Source organism: Pseudomonas sp. 273, assembly GCF_029201425.1.
Taxonomy (GTDB): domain Bacteria; phylum Pseudomonadota; class Gammaproteobacteria; order Pseudomonadales; family Pseudomonadaceae; genus Pseudomonas; species Pseudomonas delhiensis.
In genome coordinates this window covers 1,561,539-1,581,145 of the sequence record NZ_CP116775.1, presented here as the reverse complement: position 1 = coordinate 1,581,145, position 19,607 = coordinate 1,561,539, and the positions used below count along the sequence as shown (strand labels likewise).

General features: G+C 69.6%; 16 protein-coding genes. 5 read left to right on the top strand and 11 right to left on the bottom strand.

Annotation, left to right across the window (positions count from 1 at the left end):
• Positions 1–7: 7 nt before the first annotated feature.
• Positions 8–2,656 carry an MFS transporter gene (locus PKO50_RS07665; RefSeq protein ID WP_275629281.1) on the bottom strand — a complete coding sequence of 883 codons (2,649 nt, stop codon included), beginning with the start codon at positions 2,654–2,656 and terminating at the stop codon, positions 8–10.
• Positions 2,657–2,986: 330 nt separating this feature from the next.
• Here PKO50_RS07665 and PKO50_RS07660 point away from each other — a divergent pair, with 330 nt between their 5' ends.
• The 4 genes from PKO50_RS07660 to PKO50_RS07645 all read left to right on the top strand — a co-directional run bounded on the left by PKO50_RS07660 (position 2,987) and on the right by PKO50_RS07645 (position 6,903).
• On the top strand, positions 2,987–4,681 hold the full coding sequence (locus PKO50_RS07660) for an FAD-dependent monooxygenase (RefSeq protein WP_275629280.1): 1,695 nt from the start codon (positions 2,987–2,989) through the stop codon (positions 4,679–4,681).
• 10 nt (positions 4,682–4,691) lie between these two features.
• Entirely contained in the window at positions 4,692–4,874 is a 183-nt protein-coding gene (locus tag PKO50_RS07655) for a DUF2783 domain-containing protein (protein WP_275629279.1), read from the top strand.
• A 90-nt stretch (positions 4,875–4,964) separates the two neighbouring features.
• Positions 4,965–5,768 carry a helix-turn-helix transcriptional regulator gene (locus tag PKO50_RS07650; protein ID WP_275629278.1) on the top strand — a complete coding sequence of 268 codons (804 nt, stop codon included), beginning with the start codon at positions 4,965–4,967 and terminating at the stop codon, positions 5,766–5,768.
• 601 nt (positions 5,769–6,369) lie between these two features.
• A complete protein-coding gene (locus PKO50_RS07645) occupies positions 6,370–6,903 on the top strand; it encodes a transposase (protein ID WP_275629277.1) in 534 nt (177 codons plus the stop codon).
• A gap of 376 nt (positions 6,904–7,279) precedes the next feature.
• On the opposite strand, the gene PKO50_RS07640 is transcribed toward PKO50_RS07645, so the two are convergent.
• From PKO50_RS07640 to PKO50_RS07630, 3 genes are all read right to left on the bottom strand, one after another.
• Positions 7,280–9,691, bottom strand: coding sequence for a glucose/quinate/shikimate family membrane-bound PQQ-dependent dehydrogenase (locus tag PKO50_RS07640; RefSeq protein ID WP_275629276.1), 2,412 nt, complete (start codon positions 9,689–9,691; stop codon positions 7,280–7,282).
• A gap of 44 nt (positions 9,692–9,735) precedes the next feature.
• Positions 9,736–11,853: a TonB-dependent receptor gene (locus tag PKO50_RS07635; RefSeq protein ID WP_275629275.1), complete on the bottom strand. Its 2,118-nt coding sequence runs from the start codon at positions 11,851–11,853 to the stop codon at positions 9,736–9,738.
• A 62-nt stretch (positions 11,854–11,915) separates the two neighbouring features.
• Complete coding sequence (locus tag PKO50_RS07630; RefSeq protein WP_275629274.1) at positions 11,916–13,250, bottom strand: carbohydrate porin; 1,335 nt, start codon at positions 13,248–13,250, stop codon at positions 11,916–11,918.
• Between the two features lie 547 nt (positions 13,251–13,797).
• Here PKO50_RS07630 and PKO50_RS07625 point away from each other — a divergent pair.
• Positions 13,798–14,769, top strand: a complete 972-nt coding sequence (locus tag PKO50_RS07625) for a LysR substrate-binding domain-containing protein (RefSeq protein ID WP_089394890.1) — start codon at positions 13,798–13,800, stop codon at positions 14,767–14,769.
• Positions 14,770–14,801: 32 nt separating this feature from the next.
• On the opposite strand, the gene madM is transcribed toward PKO50_RS07625, so the two are convergent.
• Genes madM through PKO50_RS07590 form a run of 7 tightly spaced genes read right to left on the bottom strand, consistent with a single transcriptional unit; the run spans position 14,802 to position 19,606 of the window.
• Entirely contained in the window at positions 14,802–15,566 is a 765-nt protein-coding gene (gene madM, locus PKO50_RS07620) for a malonate transporter subunit MadM (RefSeq protein ID WP_043314735.1), read from the bottom strand.
• A gap of 1 nt (position 15,567) precedes the next feature.
• The gene (madL, locus tag PKO50_RS07615; protein WP_043314736.1) at positions 15,568–15,984 is read right to left on the bottom strand and encodes a malonate transporter subunit MadL; all 417 of its coding nucleotides are present in this window, start codon (positions 15,982–15,984) and stop codon (positions 15,568–15,570) included.
• Between the two features lie 48 nt (positions 15,985–16,032).
• Positions 16,033–16,965: a malonate decarboxylase subunit epsilon gene (mdcH, locus tag PKO50_RS07610; protein WP_275629273.1), complete on the bottom strand. Its 933-nt coding sequence runs from the start codon at positions 16,963–16,965 to the stop codon at positions 16,033–16,035.
• Positions 16,962–17,630, bottom strand: coding sequence for a malonate decarboxylase holo-ACP synthase (locus PKO50_RS07605; protein ID WP_275629272.1), 669 nt, complete (start codon positions 17,628–17,630; stop codon positions 16,962–16,964). The genes mdcH and PKO50_RS07605 overlap by 4 nt, the downstream gene beginning before the upstream one ends.
• 17 nt (positions 17,631–17,647) lie before the next feature.
• Positions 17,648–18,454: a biotin-independent malonate decarboxylase subunit gamma gene (gene mdcE, locus PKO50_RS07600; RefSeq protein WP_275629271.1), complete on the bottom strand. Its 807-nt coding sequence runs from the start codon at positions 18,452–18,454 to the stop codon at positions 17,648–17,650.
• Complete coding sequence (locus tag PKO50_RS07595; protein WP_275629270.1) at positions 18,451–19,314, bottom strand: biotin-independent malonate decarboxylase subunit beta; 864 nt, start codon at positions 19,312–19,314, stop codon at positions 18,451–18,453. Before PKO50_RS07595 ends, mdcE begins: the two co-directional genes overlap by 4 nt.
• Positions 19,307–19,606: a malonate decarboxylase subunit delta gene (locus tag PKO50_RS07590; protein WP_089394896.1), complete on the bottom strand. Its 300-nt coding sequence runs from the start codon at positions 19,604–19,606 to the stop codon at positions 19,307–19,309. The genes PKO50_RS07595 and PKO50_RS07590 overlap by 8 nt, the downstream gene beginning before the upstream one ends.
• Position 19,607 lies beyond the last annotated feature (1 nt).

Below are 19,607 nucleotides of genomic sequence, written 5' to 3'. Positions count from 1 at the left end.
CGGGCGGCTAGCAGCTCACCTCGGCGTTACGGCGGGTGTAGTAGAACCAGGTCACCACGATGCACAGGGCGTAGAAGACGATGAAGCCGTAGAGCGCCCACTCCGGCCCACCGGTCAGGTCGAACGAACTGCCGAACGACTTCGGGATGAAGAAGCCGCCGTAGGCCGCCACCGCCGAGATGAAGCCCACCGCGGCGGCGGACTCCTTCTCGCTCTGCAGCGCCTGCTGCTCGGCGGGCAGCCCGGGGAACAGGCGCGGCGTCTGGATGCGGAAGATCGCCGGGATCATTTGCGTGGTGCTGGCGTTGCCGACCCCGGAGAAGAAGAACAGCAGCAGGAACATGGCCAGGAAGCCCCAGAAGGCCCCCGGCTGGTCCTTGATGCCGATGAAGAACAGCACGCCGCCGACGCACGCGGCCATGGCGACGAACACCCAGAGGCTGATGCGCCCGCCGCCGAAGCGGTCGGCCAGGCCGCCGGAGAAGGCGCGGCTCAAGGCGCCGATCAGCGGGCCGAGGAAGGCGAAGCGCAGCACGTCGACCTGCGGGAACAGGTGCCCGGCCAACAACGGGAAGCCGGCCGAGAAGCCGATGAAGCTGCCGAAGGTACCGGTGTAGAGCACGCTCATCAGCCAGGTGTGCTTGCGCTTGAAGATCGCCAGCTGGTCGCTGAACGAGGACTTGGCGCTGGCGATGTCGTTCATCCCGAACCAGGCGGCGAGGGTCGCGGCGATGATGAACGGCACCCAGATGAAGCCGGCGTTCTGCAGCCACAGCGGGGTGCCGGCGGCGGTCACCTGCGGCTCGCCGCCCAGGCCGCCGAACACCGCCAGGGTGATCGCCAGCGGCACCAGGAACTGCATGACGCTCACGCCCAGGTTGCCCAGCCCGGCGTTCAGGCCCATGGCCGCGCCCTTGGCCTGTTTGGGGAAGAAGAACGAGATGTTGGCCATGCTCGAGGAGAAGTTGCCGCCGCCCAAGCCGCACAGCAGGGCGAGGATCAGCATGATCAGGTAGGGCGTGTTCGGGTTCTGCACGGCGAAGCCGATCCACAGCGCCGGCACCAGCAGCGAGGCGGTGGACAGCGCGGTCCAGCGCCGGCCGCCGAAGATCGGCACCATGAAGCTGTAGAAGATGCGCAGGGTGGCGCCCGACAGCCCGGGCAGCGCCGCCAGCCAGAACAGCTGGTTGGCCGTGTAGCCGAAGCCGGCCAGCGGCAGCTTGGCCACCACCACCGACCAGACCATCCAGATGGCGAAGGCCAGCAGCAGGTTGGGGATGGAGATCCACAGGTTGCGCGTGGCGATGCGCTTGCCCCTGGCCTCCCAGAACGCGGCGTCCTCCGGGTGCCAGTCCAGCAGCACGAAGCTGCTGGGGGTGGACAGTTCCGGCAGGTCGCGGGTCTCGCGCCGCTCTGCCCACTCCACGCGCTCGGCCATGCGGATGGCGTAGTGCATCCACGCCAGGGCGCCGGCGGCGATCAGGAACAGCAGCATGAAGCAGCTCTGCCACACGCCCAGCACGTCGTTGAGCATGCCGAAGGTCAGCGGCAGGAAGAAGCCGCCGAGGCCGCCGATCATGCCCACCAGGCCACCCACCACGCCCACGTGCTGCGGGTAGTAGCTGGGGATGTGCTTGAACACCGCGGCCTTGCCCAGGGACATGAAGAAGCCCAGCACCACGATCAGCAGGATGAAGCCGGCCAGACTCATGTGCAGGGCGAACTCGATGTCGCCGCGCACCCCGGTGACCGTGTAGCGGGTCGGCGGGTAGCTGAGCAGGAAGGTGCACAGCGCCGACATGCCGAGGGTCCAGTACATCACCCGGCGCGCGCCGTAGCGGTCGGACAGCCAGCCGCCAAGGATGCGGAACAGCGACGCCGGCACCGTGTACAGCGCGGCTATCACCCCGGCGCTGGCCAGGCCCAGGCCGAACACCTGCATCAGGTAGTGCGGCAGCCACAGGGCCAGGGCGACGAAGGCGCCGAAGACGAAGAAGTAGTACAGCGAGAAGCGCCATACGCGCAGTTCCGCCAGCGGCGCCAATTGCTCGGCCAGCGGGACCGGCTGGTTCCTGCGCGACTCGCTCTGCGGGTCGGACTTGGCCAGCAGCAGGAAGGCCACGCCCATGGCCGCCAGCACCGCGGCGTACACCAGGGCGGCGCCGCGCCAGCCCAGGGCCAGCAGCAGGAAGGGCGCGGCGAAGTTGGTGATGCCGGCGCCGACGTTGCCGGCGCCGAAGATGCCCAGCGCGGTGCCCTGGCGCCCCGGCTCGAACCAGGCGGAGGTGTAGGCCGTGCCGACGATGAAGCCGCCGCCGGCCAGGCCCACGCCCAGCGCCGCCAGCAGCAGCGTGTAGAAGTTGCCGGCGAAGGTCAGCAGGTAGACGCACAGCGCCGAGGTCAGCATCAGCAGGCCGAACACCCAGCGCCCGCCGTAGCGGTCGGTCCACAGGCCGAGGAAGATCCGCGAGACCGAGCCGGTCAGCACCGGCGTGGCCATCAGCAGGCCGAGCTGGGTGTCGGACAACCCGTACTCGTCCTTGATCTGCAGACCGAGGATGGAGAACAGCGTCCACACGGCGAAGCAAAGGGTGAACGCCAGCGTCGACAAGCCGAGTGCCCGGTACTGGTCCCGGGCGGGAGCGGTCGTAACCATGCGCACGCAGTCCCTGGCGAGCACCTCGAATGGCGCTTGCTCTGCAGGCCTGCCGCAATTCCCGATAACCGGCGGCTACCGGTCCACAACCCACGACATTGCACCCAGGCCAATCACGGTTGATGTTGCTGCTTTCGTTATCGTGGCACCGTTTCGGTGCAAGAACTGAGCGTAGACAGGTTCCGCGAGAATTCCACAACGCCCGTTCAGGAAGAGGCCCGCGGGGCGCGGCGCAAGTTGTCCCCTTGCGGGGACATCCCGGCCGCGCGCGGGGATTAGAGTCGTCGGCGAATCCGCCCACAAGCACAATAATCCCGGAGACGCACCGCGATGCACTGCCCTTCCGCCGAGCCCCGGCGCTCGCTGTATTTCGACTACCAGGTCCACCCCGCCTTCACCGCCGCAGTGGGCGCCGCGCAGGCCGAGCGGCATGCCGTGGTCATCGTCGGCGCCGGGCCCATCGGCCTGGCCACCGCGCTGGACCTGGCCCGCTACGGCATCCCCTCGGTGCTGCTCGAGGCCGAGCAGCAGGTCAGCGAGGGCAGCCGCGCCATCGTCTTCACCCGCCGCTCGATGGAAATCCTCCAGCAGGTGGGCGTGGCCGACCGGGTGACCGCGGCCGGGCTGGGCTGGCGCTTCGGCAACTCCTTCTACCGCAACCAGCTGGTGTTCCGCATGGAAGCGCCGCAGGACGCGGACGACCGCTTCGCCCCCATGACCAACCTGCAGCAGCCCTGCCTGGAGCAGTACCTGCTGGAGGCCGCCCAGGCCAACCCGCTGATCGAGCTGCGCTGGGGCAACAAGGTGACCGCTCTCGCCCAGGCCGCGGACCATGCGCGCCTGGAAGTGGACACGCCCGCCGGCCCCTACGCCCTGGAAGGCCAGTGGGTGATCGCCGCCGACGGGGCGCGCTCGGCCCTGCGCGCGCTGCTCGGGCTGAAGCTCGAAGGCGCGGCCTACGAGGGCCGCTTCGTGATCGCCGACATCCGCATCCGCCTCGACCTGCCCACCGAGCGCCTGGCCTTCTTCGACCCGCCGTGGAACCCCGGCAACACCGTGCTGATGCACCGCGAGCCCGGCGACATCTGGCGCATCGACTACCAGCTGCCGGCCGGCGAGACGCCGGAGCAGGCCCTGGCGCCCGAGTCGCTGCGCGCACGCATCGACGCGCAACTGGCCCTGGTGGGCGTGCGGGAGCCGCAGTGGGAGCTGGACTGGTGCTCGGTGTACTCCGCCCGCGCGCTGACCCTGCCGGACTACATCCAGCAGCGGGTGATCTTCACCGGCGACGCCGCGCACCTGCTGCCGATCTTCGGCGTGCGCGGGGCCAACACCGGTTTCCAGGACTGCAACGACCTGGCCTGGAAACTGGCCCTGGCGCTCAAGGGCCTGGCCGGCCCGGCGCTGCTGCCCTCCTACAGCCACGAACGCGTCGGCGCGGCGCGGGAGATCATCGCCGAGGCCGGCAAGAGCACCCGCTTCATGACCCCGCCCACGCCCGGCCAGCGCCTGGTGCGCGACGCCGTGCTGTCGCTGTCGCTGAGCCAGGCCTTCGTCCGCCCGCTGTACCACTGGCGCACCTCGCGGCCCCACGACTACGCCGACTCGCCGCTGAACTGCCGCGACGACGACGATGCGCAGTTCCCCGCCGGCCCGCGCCAGGGCGCGCCGCTGCCGAACATCCGCCTGGGCGAGGACGACTACCTGTTCGACCACCTGGGCGCCGCCTTCCACCTGCTGTACTTCACCGAGGCCGGCGAACTGCCCTGGGACCTCCGGGCCCAGGCCGCGGCCCTGCGCGAGCGCGGCATCCCGCTGCGCATCCTGGCCATAGGCACGGCCGACGCGGTGGACGGCGCCGATCTCAGCCTCGCCGACGCCGATGGCCACCTGCGCGACAAATACGGCGCGCAACCGGGCTGCGCCTACCTGGCGCGCCCCGACCAGCACGTCTGCGCGCGCTGGCGGCAATTGAGCGGCGCCGCGCTGGGCCGGGCCATCCACACCGCACTGGGCAACGCCTGAGGAAGCCGCCATGAAGACACTGACCATCGCCGGGCTGGAAACCGTCTACGAGCAACTGGCCGACACCCTGGACCGCGCGCCCGAGGGGCAGCGCGAGCTGTTCCTGGTCAAGCTGGCGCTGCTCGCCGCCGAGGCCCTGGCCGACCCCGCGCGCTTCGCCGAACTGACCGAGGCCGCCCTGCTGGACCTCTGAGCCCGGCCGATCCCCGGTCCGCCACGACGGCGGCCGGGGTGCTACAGTGGCCGGCGCCCGCAACCACCAGAATCCCGGAGGGACGTCGCGATGCAGTACTGGCCCCTGCGCGCCGGCAGCGTCGAGCACAGCCTGAACCTCGGCCACGCCGCCAGCCTGTTCGCCCGCGTCGGCGGCAACCGCAGCCGCACCCTGGCCGCCGACCTGCTGCAGCTGATCGGCCCCGGCGTGCCCCTGGCGCAGTGCACCATCTTCGCCTACGCGCCGCGGCGCAACCCGCAGGTGTTCTCCTTCGCCGACCGCGCCCGCGACGTGGCGCTGCCGCGCATCTCCCACAACTACGCCGAACGCTTCTACAGCCAGGACGGCAACCAGCAGGCCATGGCCCACGGCGGCCCGGCCGAGCGCATCCTGGTGCAGCGCCAGGGCATCGACGACATCGCCCACCCCGAATACCGCCGCGTGTGCTACGAGCAGCCGCGCATCAGCGAGCGCGTGGCCCTGCTGACGCACTGCGAGAACGAACGCTGGCTGTCGCTGAACTTCTACCGCGGCCGCGAGCACGGGCACTTCTCCGCCCGCGAGATGGACTACCTGCAAACCCTGGCGCCGCTGCTGATCCAGGCCGTACGCCTGCACTACCAGGCCTGGCTGCAGGCCAACGAACTGCCGCTGCTGCTGACCGAACGCGTAGCCGCCCGCCAGCCAGGCCTGACCCTGCGCGAACAGACACTGCTGCGCCTGATGCTGACCGGCGCCGACACCGACGCCATCGCCACGCAACTGGGCGTACGCCCCTCCAGCGCCGCCACCTACGTCAAGCGCCTGTACCGCAAGCTGGGCATCGGCGGGCTGCGCGAACTGATCGCCCTGGCGACGCAGGCGCAGTGGTAACACCCCCACGATGGGCTTGCCGTAGGGCGAATAACGCTCCGCGTTATCCGCCGTTTAACCTCGGCCCCATGCCGCTCGGTGCCAAGCACGAAGCCGCCCCAAGCCCAACCACGAAGTTGCCGACAAGAAAGGTGAAGCGGCGGATAACCGCGAACGGTTATTCGCCCTACGCCCACGGTGGGCTTGGCGTAGGGCGAATAACGCTCCGCGTTATCCGCCGTTTGACCTCGGTCCCATGCCGCTCGCTGCCGGGCACGGAGCCGCGCCAGGCTCAACCACGAAGTTGCCGACAAGAAAGGTGAAACGGCGGATAACCGCGAACGGTTATTCGCCCTACGCCCACGGTGGGCTTGGCGTAGGGCGAATAACGCTCCGCGTTATCCGCCGTTTGACCTCGGTCCCATGCCGCTCGCTGCCGGGCACGGAGCCGCGCCAGGCTCAACCACGAAGTTGCCGACAAGAAAGGTGAAGCGGCGGATAACCGCGAACGGTTATTCGCCCTACGCCAGGTCCGAGTTTCTTGTAGGGCGAATAACGCTCCGCGTTATCCGCCGTCCGCCCAGTTACCCTGCCCCATGGCAGAGCACAGGGAGGACCGCCGATGCCGAACTACCGACGCGCCTGGATTCCCGGCGGCACCTACTTCTTCACCGTTACACTGCGCGACCGCCATTCGGACCTGCTGGTGCGGGAGATAACCCTGCTCCGCCAGGTCGTCGCCAAGGCCCGGCGCCGGCATCCGTTCCGTATCGACGCATGGGTCGTACTCCCCGAACACATGCATTGCCTGTGGACACTTCCGCCGGGCGACACCGACTACGCCACCCGCTGGAAGGTCATCAAATCCGGCTTCGCCCGTCACATCACCCCGGGAGAATGGCTTTCCGCCGCGCAGCGCCTGCGCGGCCAGCGGGGAATCTGGCAGGCACGCTATTGGGAACACCTGATCCGCGACCATGCCGACTACCGGCGGCACTTCGACTACATCCATGTCAATCTGTTGAAACACGGGCTGGTCACGGCGGTGAAGGACTGGCCATTCTCGACCTTCCACCGAGCCGTTGCCGAAGGCATCTACCCCACGGACTGGGCCGGGGACCTTTCACTGGAAGTGCAGGCAGCGGAACGGCATTGAGGCCGACGGCGGATAACCGCGAACGGTTATCCGCCCTACACCCATGGCGGGCCTGGCGTAGGGCGAATAACGCTCCGCGTTATCCGCCGTTTGACCTCGGCCCCATGCCGCTCGGTGCCAAGCACGAAGCCCCCCAAGCCCAACCACGAAGTTGCCGACAAGAAAGGTGAAGCGGCGGATAACCGCGAACGGTTATCCGCCCTACACCCATGGCGGGCTTGTCGTAGGGCGAATAACGCTCTGCGTTATCCGCCGTTTGACCTTGGCCCCATGCCGCTCGGTGCCGCGCACGAAGCCGCCTGCAAAGCCGCGCCAGCCAAACGAAAACGCCCGCGGATCACTCCGCGGGCGTTCTTTCATTCCAGCGTCGCCACCCTCAATCCGGCAGCGCGAAGGCCATCACGTAGTCGCCCTGGCGGGTGCCGAGGGAACCATGCCCACCCGCCATGACCAGCACGTACTGCTTGCCGTCCTTGCCGGTGTAGGTCATCGGGGTGGTCTGGGCGCCGGCTGGCAGGCGGCCTTCCCAGAGGACCTTGCCGTCGCGCAGGTCGTAGGCGCGCAGGTACTGGTCCAGGGTGCCGCTGAGGAAGCCCAGGCCGCTGGCGGTGGTGATCGGGCCGCCGAGGCTGGGCACGCCCATGGTCAGCGGCAGCGGGACCGGCGAGCTGTCGCGCACGGTGCCGTTCTTGTGTTTCCAGATCACCTTGTGGGTGGTCAGGTCGACCGCCGCCACGTAGCCCCAGGCCGGGGCCTGGCACGGTAGGCCGACGGGCGACAGGAAGGGCGCCATGATCACGCCGTAGGGCGCGCCGGCGTTGGGCTGCACGCCCTCGGTCTCGCTCTTGCGCGCAGGGCCCCCGGCGACTTCCTCGCTCGGCACCAGCGTGGACTTGAAGGCCATGTAGTCGGGGTTGACGAACATGATCTGGCGCACCGGGTCGACCGATACGCCGCCCCAGTCGAACACCCCGAAGTTGCCCGGGAACACCAGCGAGCCCTGCAGCGACGGCGGGGTGTAGATGCCCTCGTAGCGCAGCGACTTGAAGTCCAGGCGGCAGAGCATCTGGTCGAACGGCGTCACGCCCCACATGTCCTTCTCCTGCAGGGTGGTGGGCATGAAGTTCAGTTCGGACATCGGCTGCGTTGGCGCGGTGTGGTCGCCTTCCACCGCGCCCTGGGGCACCGGGGTTTCGTTGATCGGCACTATGGCCTCGCCGGTGCGGCGGTCGAGCACGTAGATACTGCCCTGCTTGGTCGAGGCCAGCAGCGCCGGCCTGATGCCGTCGGCGGTCTTCAGGTCGACCAGGGTCGGCTGGCCGCCCACGTCCATGTCCCACAGGTCGTGGTGGGTGAACTGGTGGGTCCAGCGGACCTTGCCGGTGTCGATGTCCAGGGCGGTGACGCCGGCGCTGAACTTCTCGGCCTCGGGGGTGCGGTTGCCGCCCCACTGGTCGGGCATCTGGTTGCCCATGGGCAGGTAGACCAGGCCGAGCTTCTCGTCGACGCTGGCCACCGACCACATGTTCGGCGAGTTGCGGGTGTAGGTCTTGTCGGCGGCGATGGGCGCGGTGGCCTCGGGGTTGCCGCTGTCCCAGTTCCACACCAGGTGGCCGTCGCGCACATCGTAGGCGCGGATCACCCCGGAGGGCTCGTCGGTGGAGACGTTGTCGGTGACGTGGCCGCCGATGATCACCAGGTCGCGGGTCACCGCCGGCGGCGAGGTGGAGTAGTAGCCGCCGGCGGTGAAGCTGCCGATGTTGGCGCGCAGGTCGATCTCGCCCTTGTTGCCGAAGCCTTCGCAGACCTTGCCGGTGTCGGCGTCGAGGGCGATCAGGCGGGTGTCGGCGGTGGGCACGAACAGGCGTTTCGGGCAACTGCCGGCGGCCGGCGCCGGGCTGGCGACGGTAGTGCCGTCGGCGGCCTTGGCGGCGTAGGCGGCTTCATCGTGGTAGGCCACGCCGCGGCAGGTCATGTGCGCCCAACCCTTGAAGTTGGCCGCGTTCTGCGTGCTCAGCTTGGGATCGAAGCGCCAGAGTTCCTTGCCGGTGTCCGGGTCCAGGGCGATCACCTGGCTGTGCGGGGTGCACACGTAGAGCTTGCCGTTGACCTTCAGCGGGGTGTTTTCCGCGGTGGTCTCGCCCGGGTCGTTCGGGCCGGGCAGGTCGCCGGTGCGGAAGGTCCAGGCCAGCTTCAGTTGGTGGACGTTGTCCGGGTTGACCTGCGTGAGCGGCGAGTAACGGTCGCCGAAGGCGGTGCGCCCGTAGGCCTGCCAGTCGCCCTCGGGCTGGGCCGGGGCGGCGTTGGGCACGCCGGCGCTGGCGCGGTCGATGCGCCCTTCGATGCGGCCCGGGTTGGTGAACTGCGAGGCGATGGCGCTGGCGCCGGCCAGCACCACGGCCAGGCCCAGCAGCGCGGTGGCCTTGGGCGCGGGGCCTGCGGCCAGCAGCGGGCGGCGCAGCCAGGGCAGCAGCAGGACGATGCCGAGCACGAACCACAGCGCCAGGCGCGGCACCAGTTGCCACCAGTCCAGGCCCACTTCGTACCAGGACCACAGGGTGCTGCCCAGCAGGAACAGCGCGTACAGGCCGATGGCGGCGGCGCGGCCGAGCAGCAGCAACACGCCGGTCACGACCAGCACCACGCCGGCCACCAGGTAGTAGAGCGAGCCGCCCAGGCTCACCAGCTTGACGCCGCCGGCCAGCAGGGCCAGGCCCATCAGCAGCAGCAATAGTCCGAGCAGGCTCGGCAGCAGGCGTGGCCTGCCAAACGCACCGTCAGTGCTCATGCGTGTTCTCCTTCGGTCTTTCAGTGAGCGGGTACTGCTTGGGTTCAGAACTGGTATTCGAGGCCGGCGCCGGCGTACCAGGAGCGCCCCGGGGCGGCCTCGTAGTAGCGGCCGTTGCTGTCGCCGACGATGACCGAGCCGACGTACTGGCGGTCCAGCAGGTTGTCCAGGCGCAGCAGCTGGTGGAACGTCCAGGGGCCGTAGCGCTGTTCGAAGCGGGTGCGCCAGTTGAACACCGCGTAGCTGGGCGCCGGCTTGTCCTCGTTGCTGTCTTCAACATAGACCTTGCTGCGGTACTGCCCTTCGAAGCCCATGCTGATGTCCTGGCGCGGCTTCCACACCAGCTCGCCGTAGAGGCTGCTGCCGGGCACGCCGGGCAGGTGGTTGCCCTTCTCGATGGTGCTGCCGCCCTCGACGAAGTCCTGGTCGTAGGTGGCCTCCAGGCGGGTGTAGGCGAGGGTCGCGTCCCACCGTTCGTTGAGCTGGCTCTGCACGCCCAGTTCGAAACCGCGGCGCAGGGTCTTGCCGGCGTTCTGGTAGCTGGTGCGGCCGCCGGTGGAGCTGGCGACGACGATTTCGTCGTCGGTGCGGATTTCGAAGACCGCTGCGTTGATCCGAGTGTTGCCGCCGACCTTGGCCTTCAGGCCCAGCTCGTACTGGGTGCTGGTGGCCGGGTCGAGGCCGAAGTTGAAGCTTTCCACCAGGCCCGGGGCATAGGCCATCTCGGCCTGGGTCGGGGTCTCGAAGCCCTTGCCGGCGCTGACGTAGCCGTGCAGCTGGGGGGTGAAGGCGTACATCACCGACAGCGACGGGGTGTTCTTCTGGTACTTCTTCGAGCCGCTGGAATCGCCGTTGGCCAGGTAGCGGTCGTCCACGTCCATCTTCATGGTGCTGTGGCGCAGGCCGGCGTCGAAGGTCCAGTCGCCCAGCTCCCAGCGCGCCTGCACGTAGGGGTCGAGGCTGGTGGCGGTGTCGTCCTCGTCGCGGCGCAGCTCGCCCTTCACGCCCAACTGGTCGCCGCTGTAGTTCTGGTAGCCGCGGCGGTCGTCGCGGCTGCGGTCGTAGTCCACCCCGGTGGTGACGGTCAGCTCGCCGGGCACGCCGGCCACCGGCTGGATCCAGCGCAGGGTGCCGCCATGGAATTCGCGGTCGAAGTCCACCACGCCGCCGCCGCGCTGGGTGTTGGAGACCACGCCCCTGGGGATCGACAGGTACTGGACGACGCTGCGCTGGCCGGCGTAGAGGTTGAACTGCAGGGTGGCGTCGCCGAAGTAGCGCTCGTAGTTCATGCCCAGCTGCTGGTGGTCGATGCTCTTGCGCGTGTCGTAGGTCTCGGCGGCCGCGGCCACCGAGCGCGGGTCATGCTTGTAGGCATCCCAGGTCTGGCCCAGCGGGTCCTGGGTGCCGTTCTGCTCCAGGCTGCTGTAGATCAGCGCCAGGCGGCTGTCGTCGTCGGGCCTGAAGTTGAGCTTGGCGAAGGTCTGGTCGCGGCGCGCGGCGCTGTGGTCGCGGTAGCCGTCGGTGTCCATGCGCGAGGCGTCGAGGAGGAAGCCGGCCTTGTCGTTGCCGCCCTCGGCGTAGAGGTGGTTCTTGTTGAAGCCGTCGCTGCCGAAGGTGGTTTCGGCGCCCACCCGCGGCGGGCCGGAGCCGTCGCGGCTGAACATCTGGATCACCCCGCCGGCGTTGCTGCCGTAAATGGTCGAGGCCGGGCCGCGCAGCACCTCGATGCGCTCGGCCACGTCGAGGTTCAGCGTCGCCGCCTGGCCCTGGCCGTCGGGGGTGCTGGCCGGGATGCCGTCGCTGAGCAGCTTCAACCCGCGGATGCCGAAGGCCGAGCGGGCGCCGTAGCCGCGCGAGGAAATCTGCAGGTCCTGGGCATAGTTCTGGCGGTTCTGCACCACCAGGCCGGGTACCCGCGGCAGCACCTCGGAGAGGTTCACGCCGAGCTGGCCGTCGCCGATCCGCGGCTGCTGCACGGTGTCGATGGAGAACGGCAGGTCGAAGCTGGACACCGGCGCGTAGGTGCCGGTGACGACCATGGGGGCGAACACCTCGTCGGCGGGGACGGCGCTGTCCTCGGCGCCGGCGGCGTGGCTGGCGCTCAGCCCCCAGAGCAGCAGCGACGGCTGCAGCAGGGCGAGCGGGAGAAAACGCGGGGGCATGCTGGGGTTCCTGCTCCTTGCCCCGGGAACGGGCCGGGGCCTTGTGCTGATGGCGTGGCGGTTCAGAAGCTGGACTGGATCTTCAGCCCGGCGACCAGGGCATTGTCCACCTCGTAGACGCCGCCGGGATGCTTGATGTACTGCAGGTTCGGCCGCACGGTCAGCCAGTTGGTGACGTGCACGCCGTAGTACAGCTCGGCGTCGTACTCGCTGTGCTGCACCGGCTGGAACAGCGGGTTGTCATAGTCGTCGATACCGGACACCGCGTTGATCTGCTTCTGGTGTCTGGTCACATCGTCATTGATGTGGATACGCGCCACCGCCAGGCCGATGTCGTCCTTGGGCCGCGCGTCGAACAGGCCTTTGTAGACCATGCCGGCCTGCTGGTAGTTGTCGATGCTGTTGGTCGCCTGGTCATGCACGGTGAAGTTGGCGAACAGGCTCAGGCCGCGCGCGGCGTCGCCGTCGTGGGCGGTCACCTGCTGCTGCGCCACCACCCACCAGCCGTGCTTGCTGCCGTGGGATTTGAAGGCATCTCCGGTCAGCGCCTGGGGCTGGCCATTGACGTCCTCGTAGACGTCGTCGGCCTTGGCGGTGCTGTAGTAGTAGCCCAGGCGGTATTCGCCCGGCAGCCCGCCCACCTTCGGCGACCACACCAGCTCCACCGGCAGGATGGCGCCCTGGGTGCCGCTGCCGCTGAGCTTGAAGCCGTTGCCGGTCTCCAGGTTCGAGGGGTTCTGCTCGTAGGCGCCGACCTGCACGAAGAACTCGGGGCTGAGGTTGTACTTCACCCGCAGCGCCCACTGGCTCACCGGCCAGTTGTACCAGATGCCGCCCACCCAGTTGCCCACCTGCGAGCCGCAGAACGCCAGGTTCTGGAAGTCGCAGGGGAAGCTGTTGAAGTCCTCGCCCTCGCCGAAGCGGCCGAACTTGATGTCCAGGGCGTCGTCGAGGAAGGTCTGCTTGTACCACATCTGCGTCAGCCGCCAGGTCTGGCCGCGGCCCCAGACTTCCTGCACCGAGCTGAGCTGGCCGGCGCGCGGGTCACTGATGCGGTCGTTGGACAGGTTGTTGCCGCTGCGCTCGGTGATGGTCAGCTGGAACTCGGCGCCGTGCCAGCCGAGGATCTTCTGCAGGTCCAGGTGGCTGCCCAGCGCCCACTGGTCGGTGTAGCGCGCGGTCTTGTCGTCGTTGTAGCCGCCGTGCAGGTTGCCCGCGGCCTCGCCGACGTAGTCCAGCTTGAAGTCGTAGCCCTTCTCCAGCAGCTCGCTGCGGGTACCGCCCCAGTCCCCCAGGCCCCATTTCGAATCGGCGGAAAAGGCCTCGTCGCCCTGCGCGCCACTGGCCAGCAGGGCGAGCAGCCCCAGCCCCGGGGCAAGATTGCGAGCGGTGATCATGGTGGCTATTCCTCCTGGCAGCCTTGAAGCGGAAAAGCGCCACCCGGCCCGCCTCCCCAGGGTGCGAGCCGCATGGCCAAACGAAAACTGTAGAACAGGGGCCGGCGCACCGCTCTGGCACGGCCGTTCCCCATTGTCGCGCAGCCTTGAGACAGCGCTATCTTTGACGGACGAAAAAAACGCCCCGGTAAAGGCGACGCGCACGTTACTGCCCGCGAAGGCCTGTGGCCAGCCACGGGGCTGGCAATATTATTTTTCATATCCCGTAATAATCCAGCCCATAAGCGAAATATTTTCCTCAATATCCTCACTCTTATCAGGGCAATACAGGAGCCTGAAAGCCGACCTGGCCATGCTCGGTACCCTCCTGCAGGCCAGCCGATTGGCGGCCTGCAGCCCGGCAACGGCGTCCCGCCCAGCGAGACAGCGCTGTCCGCTACATTGCCCCGATAGCGGCTGGAAGCCCGCGCCCGGCTCCGCTACCTTGGCCGGGCCACCGACCGAGCGAGAACCCGCATGCCCCTTCCTCACCCCGCCCGAGGCGCCCATGGCCCGCGCTGACACGGCCAGCGCGCCCATACCGCGCATCGACGAAGAGCTGACGCTGAAGAAGCTGGAGGTGTTCCTGGCCTTCATGCGCACCGGCAACCTGGCCCGCGCCGCCGCCGAGCTGGGCACCAGCAACGTCAGCGTGCACCGCGCCATCCATTCCCTGGAAAGCGCCCTGCGCTGCCCGCTGTTCAAGCACGAGGGGCGCACCCTCACGCCGCTGGAGAGCGCCTTCGTGCTGGAGGAGCGCGCGCAGAAGCTGGTGCAGGATGTGAACGAGACGGTGCGCCTGACCCGCGAGGCCGCCGGCTTCTCCGCCGAGCGCTTCAAGCTCGGCGCGCTCTACTCGCTGACGGTGAAGACCGTGCCGCAGCTGATCATGGGCCTGAAGCTGCGGCGCAGCGAGCTGAACATCGACCTCATCCTCGGCTCCAACGTCGACCTCTTCTACCAGCTGAAGAACATGGAGCTGGACGCCATCCTGGTGTCGCTCAACGAAAGCGTGGCCGACCCGGACTGCGAGCAGCTGCCGCTGTTCTCCGACGACATCTTCCTCGCCGTGCCGGTGGATTCGCCCTACGCCGAGCTGGCCGAGATCGACCTGGCGAGCCTGAAGGAGGCGCCCTTCGTCACCCTGGCCCAGGGCTTCGCCACCCACCAGGACGGCGTGCGGGTGTTCCGCCAGGCCGGCTTCGAGCCGCACATCGCCATGCAGGTGAACGACATCTTCACCCTGCTCAGCATGGTCAGTTCCGGGGTCGGCTACGCGCTGCTGCCCAAGCGCATCGAGGCGGTGTACGAGAACCGCGTGAAGCTCATTCCGCTGCAGGCGCGCTACCGCCTGCAGCAGCGCATCGGCGTGGTCTTCCTGCGCGCCAAGGAGCGCGACCCGAACCTGCTGGCGCTGCTCGCCGAATGCCGCATGTACGGCATGCGCCACGAGCAGGAAGCGGCGCGGGCGGGGGCCTGAGGCGCCCCGCCCGCTTGCAGCCGGCCCCTGCCTCAGCCCACCAGGCCGCGCACGCAGAAGTACAGCAGCGACGGGCCGAGCAGGCAGCCCAGGCCGGTGTGGAAGGTGGCGGTCAGCGCGCCGTAGGGCACCAGGCGCCGGTCGGTGGCGGCGAGCCCGGCGGTGACGCCGCTGACAGTGCCGGCCAGGCCGCCGAAGACCATCGCCGAGCGCGGGTTGTCCAGGCCCAGCAGGCGCGCCGAGACCGGGGTGAAGACCATCACCAGGATCGCCTTGATCAGCCCGGTGGCGATGGACAGCGCCATCACGTCGGAGCTGGCGCCCAGCGCCGCGCCGGTGACCGGGCCGACGATGTAGGTGACAGCCCCCGCACCTATGGTGGTCATGCTCACCGCGTCGCGATAGCCGAACGACCAGGCCACGATCACCCCGACGATGAACGGCAGGATGGTCCCCAGCAGCAGCGACACCGCGCCGATCAGCCCGGCCTTGCGCGCCTCGGTGGCCTGCACCTCGAAGGCCGTGGCGACGATGGCGAAGTCGCGCAGCATGGCCCCGCCCATCAGGCCGATGCCGGAGAACAGCGAGAGGTCGGCCAGGCCCTTCTGCCCACCGCTGAGGGTGCCGCCGACCCAGGCCAGCACCAGGCCGATGAGGATGGCGATGGCCGAGCCGTGGACGCGGCCGAAGGTCAGGTGGCGGGAAATCAGCACCGACACCCACATGATCACGCCCACCACCGCGAAGGCGGTGACCAGGCCGTTATGGATGAGCGCGTTCTCGACGATCTGCCACATCTCAGCGCCCTCCCACCGGGGCGGCGCCCAGGTCTTCGGCGCGGTCCTCGCGCGGTAGCGGCTCGCCGCGGTGGGTGCGGCTGATCAGCGCGATGGTCGCGCCGCACACCAGCACCGAGCCGATCGCCGCCAGCAGCGCCACCGGGCCGCCGTGCAGGGCGGTGACCACGTTCTGCTGGGCCGCCATGGCCACCACCACGGGAATGTACATGGCGCCCCAGAAGCCCACGCCGAACTCGCATTCCTTGCTCAACCCGCCGCGCTTGTGCATCGCCAGGCGGGCGAAGATCAGCAGCAGCATGGCGATGCCGACGCCGCCGACGTTGGATTGCACGCCGAGCAGCACGCCCAGCAGGTCTCCCAGGATCACGCCCGCGAGCGTGCATGCAGACAGTAGAGCGACACCGTAGATGATCATTGTTGTTGTCCTCGGTTGGTCGTTGGGGTTGGGGGTAATGGGACCGGTTCAGGGGTCGCGGCGTTCCTCCTCGCGCAGCAGCGCGTCCAGGGTGTCCGCGCGGGCGCCGTCGAAGGCGATGGCGGCGGCGCCGAAGCAGGGCCTGGCCAGGCCGGTGAGTATGCGCCCGGGCGGCAGCTCCAGGTGCAGGCGGGCGCCGCGCTCGTAGGCGCTGCGCAAGGTGGCGCGCCACTCCACGCGGCGCGCCATGTTGCCGGCCAGGTCCGCGGCAAGCGCCGCCGGGTCCATGACCAGGCGCGCCGTGCTGCTGCTCAGGTAGCGCAGCCGCGGGCGGTCCAGGCGCACGCCGGCGAAGGCCTCGGCCAGACGCGCGGCGGGTTCGGCCAGCAGTTCGCTGTGCGAGGGCACGCTGACCGCCAGGCGCTTCGCCGCGCTGGCGCCATGGGCCCGGGCCAGTTCGGCGATGGCTTGCAGGGCCTCGTCGCTGCCAGCCACCACCAGTTGCCGTTCGGCGTTGATATTGGCCAGGTAGACCGGGCGTTCGGCGCTGTGCACCTGGGCCAGCAACGGCTCCAGTTGTGGCTGCTCCAGGCCGAGGATGGCGCTCATGCCGTAGCCGCTGGGCCAGGCCTGCTGCATCAGTTCACCGCGCAGGGCGACCAGGCGCAGGGCGTCGGCGTAGTCCAGGGCACCGGCGACCACGGCGGCCGGATAGGCGCCGATGGACAGTCCCGCCACCAGCGCTGGCCGGTGCCCACGCGCGGCGAGCAGGCGTGCCGCGGCGACGCCGGCGATCAGCAGGCACAACTGCACGGCGCGGGTCGAGGCCAGGGCCTCGGCGTTTTCCAGGCTGGCCATGGGCTGGCCGAGCACGTCCGCCGCCTCCTCCAGGCAGGCGCGGACTTCCGGCCCGCCGGGCAGCGCCGAGAGCATGCCGGGGTACTGCGCGCCCTGGCCGGGGAAGGCGAAGAGGCTGCTCATGCGGCCACCTCGGCGCGCGCCCAGGGATCGGCCAGCAGGACCGGCGCGTGGTCGCCCTTGATCATCACCCGGGAGCCCTCCCCGGCCCATTCGGCCAGGGCCAGGCCACCGGTGGGGGTCTGCAGTTGCAGGTCGATGCGGCAGGCAGCTTGGTTCAGTTCGGCGAGCAGCGCGCGGGCCGCGTCGCGGGAAAACGGCTGCGGGGTGCGCAGCAGCAGGTCGAGGTCGCTGGCGCCGTGCAGCACCGGCACGCCGGTGGCCAGTTCGAAGCCGGCGCCGCCGGTGATACCCCAGGCCAGGCCGGTGGCGTCCAGCCCTGCGCGCACCTGGCACAGGGCCTGCCAGGCGGGCAGTTCGCGTTGCGGCTCGGCCTGGCGCAGCGCCTCGGGCGTGGTGCAACGCATCACCGCTTCCAGCGGCAGCCAGCCGGCCCAGCGCTGCTCGCGGCTGTGGCCGCGCAGGCCCACCGCCAGCCAGCCCGGGCGCGCCGGCGCGCGGCGCACGACAACAGGCCAGCCGGCTGCCAGCACTTCGCCCACCCAGGCCGGCGCATCTTCCGGCAAGTGCTCTGCACCCATGCCCCAGAGCAGGTCGTGGGCACGAAAAAGGTCGGGAGCGGGCCCGTCCCGGCGTGGGCCCCGCTGTGAGCTTTCGACGATGGCCATGGCCCGCTCCCGAGTTCTCACCACTGCTCGCGCAGCAGTTCGCGCACGCGGCTGGAGGCCGCGCGGTTGGCCGCGCCGAGGCGGCCGCGAAGGTCCCTCGGGGCGCCGGCTATGTCGTCCAGGGCGCGGCGCAGGCTGGCTTGCACCTGGACCACGTCCGCTTCACCGGGCGCGTCAATGGACGGCACTTCGAGGCTGTCCCACAGCAGGCCCAGGGAGGCGTAGCTGTCGATGTCGTAGGCCATCGGCGGCACCGTGGCGGCCAGGCGCTCCAGCTCCTCGACGCTGCGCAGGGTGATGCGCGCGGCGGCGGCCTTGCCCATGGCGTGGACCATCACCCCGGCGTCGCGCAGGGCGATCAGGCGGTTGGCCTGGTAGCCGTGGGCGAGGAAGGCGCCGGACATGGCCTTGCCCACCAGCAGGCCGAGCACCGGGTGGCCGGCGAGGCGCGCGCGGGCATAGGCGTCCACCGCCGCCGCCAGGGCCTGGTGGATGCCCAGGGCCTCCTCGCGGCGGCCATAGGCCTGGCTGGGCACGTCGACTATCGCCACCAGCGCGCGCTTGAGCGGCGCATCGCGGTCGGCCTCGATGGCCTCCTCCACCGCCGCCGCCAGGCGCCAGCCTTCCAGCAGGCCGACCTCGCCGTTGCGGGCGCGGGGGAAGGCATCGTTCGCATCCGGCACCACCGCCAGGTAGCGCAGCGGCTGGCCGTCCAGCTCGGCATCGGCCACCCGCAGCGAGGCGCCGTCCTGCGGGCGCGCGGGCTGTTCGCCGGCCAGGGCCTGGAACCAGGCCAGGCCACGGGAAGAAGGTGCTTGGCTCATTGCGCGTCTCCTTGGTTCAGGCCGGCGTAGAGGCGGCGCACGCCGGCGGCGTCGATCTGCTCGCTCGTATCGAGGCTTTCCAGGCGCGTCAGGAAGTCCGCCGTGCGGCGGCTGCGCGGGTGCGCCGGCAGGCCCTTGGCGAAGTAGTCGCGCACCGCCTGGTAGAGAGTGCCCACGTCATCGGCCAGGCAGGCATCGGCCAGCCCGGAGGCGGTGCGTTGCTCGCCGCCGGTGAGGCTCCAGATGAACGGCCGGTCGCGGGAGTCGTATTCCTCGATGCCGGCTTCCTGCTCGATCACCTGCGGGCCGTTCAGCCCCAGGCGCGCTTCGCGGGTGACCAGCACGTAGCTGCACAGCCCGGCGGCGATGGACATGCCGCCGAAGCAGCCGACGGGCCCGGCGACCAGCGCCACCACCGGCTGGTACTGCTGCAGGTCGACGATGGCCGCCTGGATCTCGGCGATGGCCGCCAGCCCCAGGTTGGCCTCCTGCAGGCGCACGCCGCCGGTTTCCAGCAACAGCAGGGCGCGGGTGAGGATGCCGTTGCGGTTGTCCTCGGCGGCCAGTTCCAGGGCGCCGGCGATCTTCGCCCCGCCGACCTCGCCCATGCTGCCACCCTGGAAGGCGCCTTCGATGGCGGCGACCACGGCCGGCTGGCCGTCCAGGGTGCCGCGGGCGATGACCACGCCGTCGTCGGCCTGGGGCACTATGCCCTGCCCTTCCAGCCAGGGTGACTGCACCCGGGCGAAGGGGTCGATGAGTTCGCGGAAGCTGCCGGCATCCAGCAGCTCGCGGGCGCGCTGGCGGGCGGAAAGTTCGGTGAAGCTGCGCAGGGCCAGCAGCTGGGCGACGTTATTCATGGCCAGCTTCCTCCAGCGCCTGTTCCAGGCGCAGGCGCACCACCCCGGGGGTGGCGCCGAAGTCGTGGATGCAGAGTTGCGCGGCCGGCGCCGGCACGGCGGCGAACAGCCGTTCGAAGAGCTGCTGCCAGCGTGGCGCGCTGCCGTTCACCGAGGTCACCACCTCGATGCTCAGGGTGGCGTTCGGCGCCGGTTGCAGCAGCACCTCCAGGTCGCCGGAACCGACGCAGCCCACCAGGGCGCGGCCGCGCACCGACGAAGTGGCGGGGTATTCGAAGGACAGGGTTTCCATG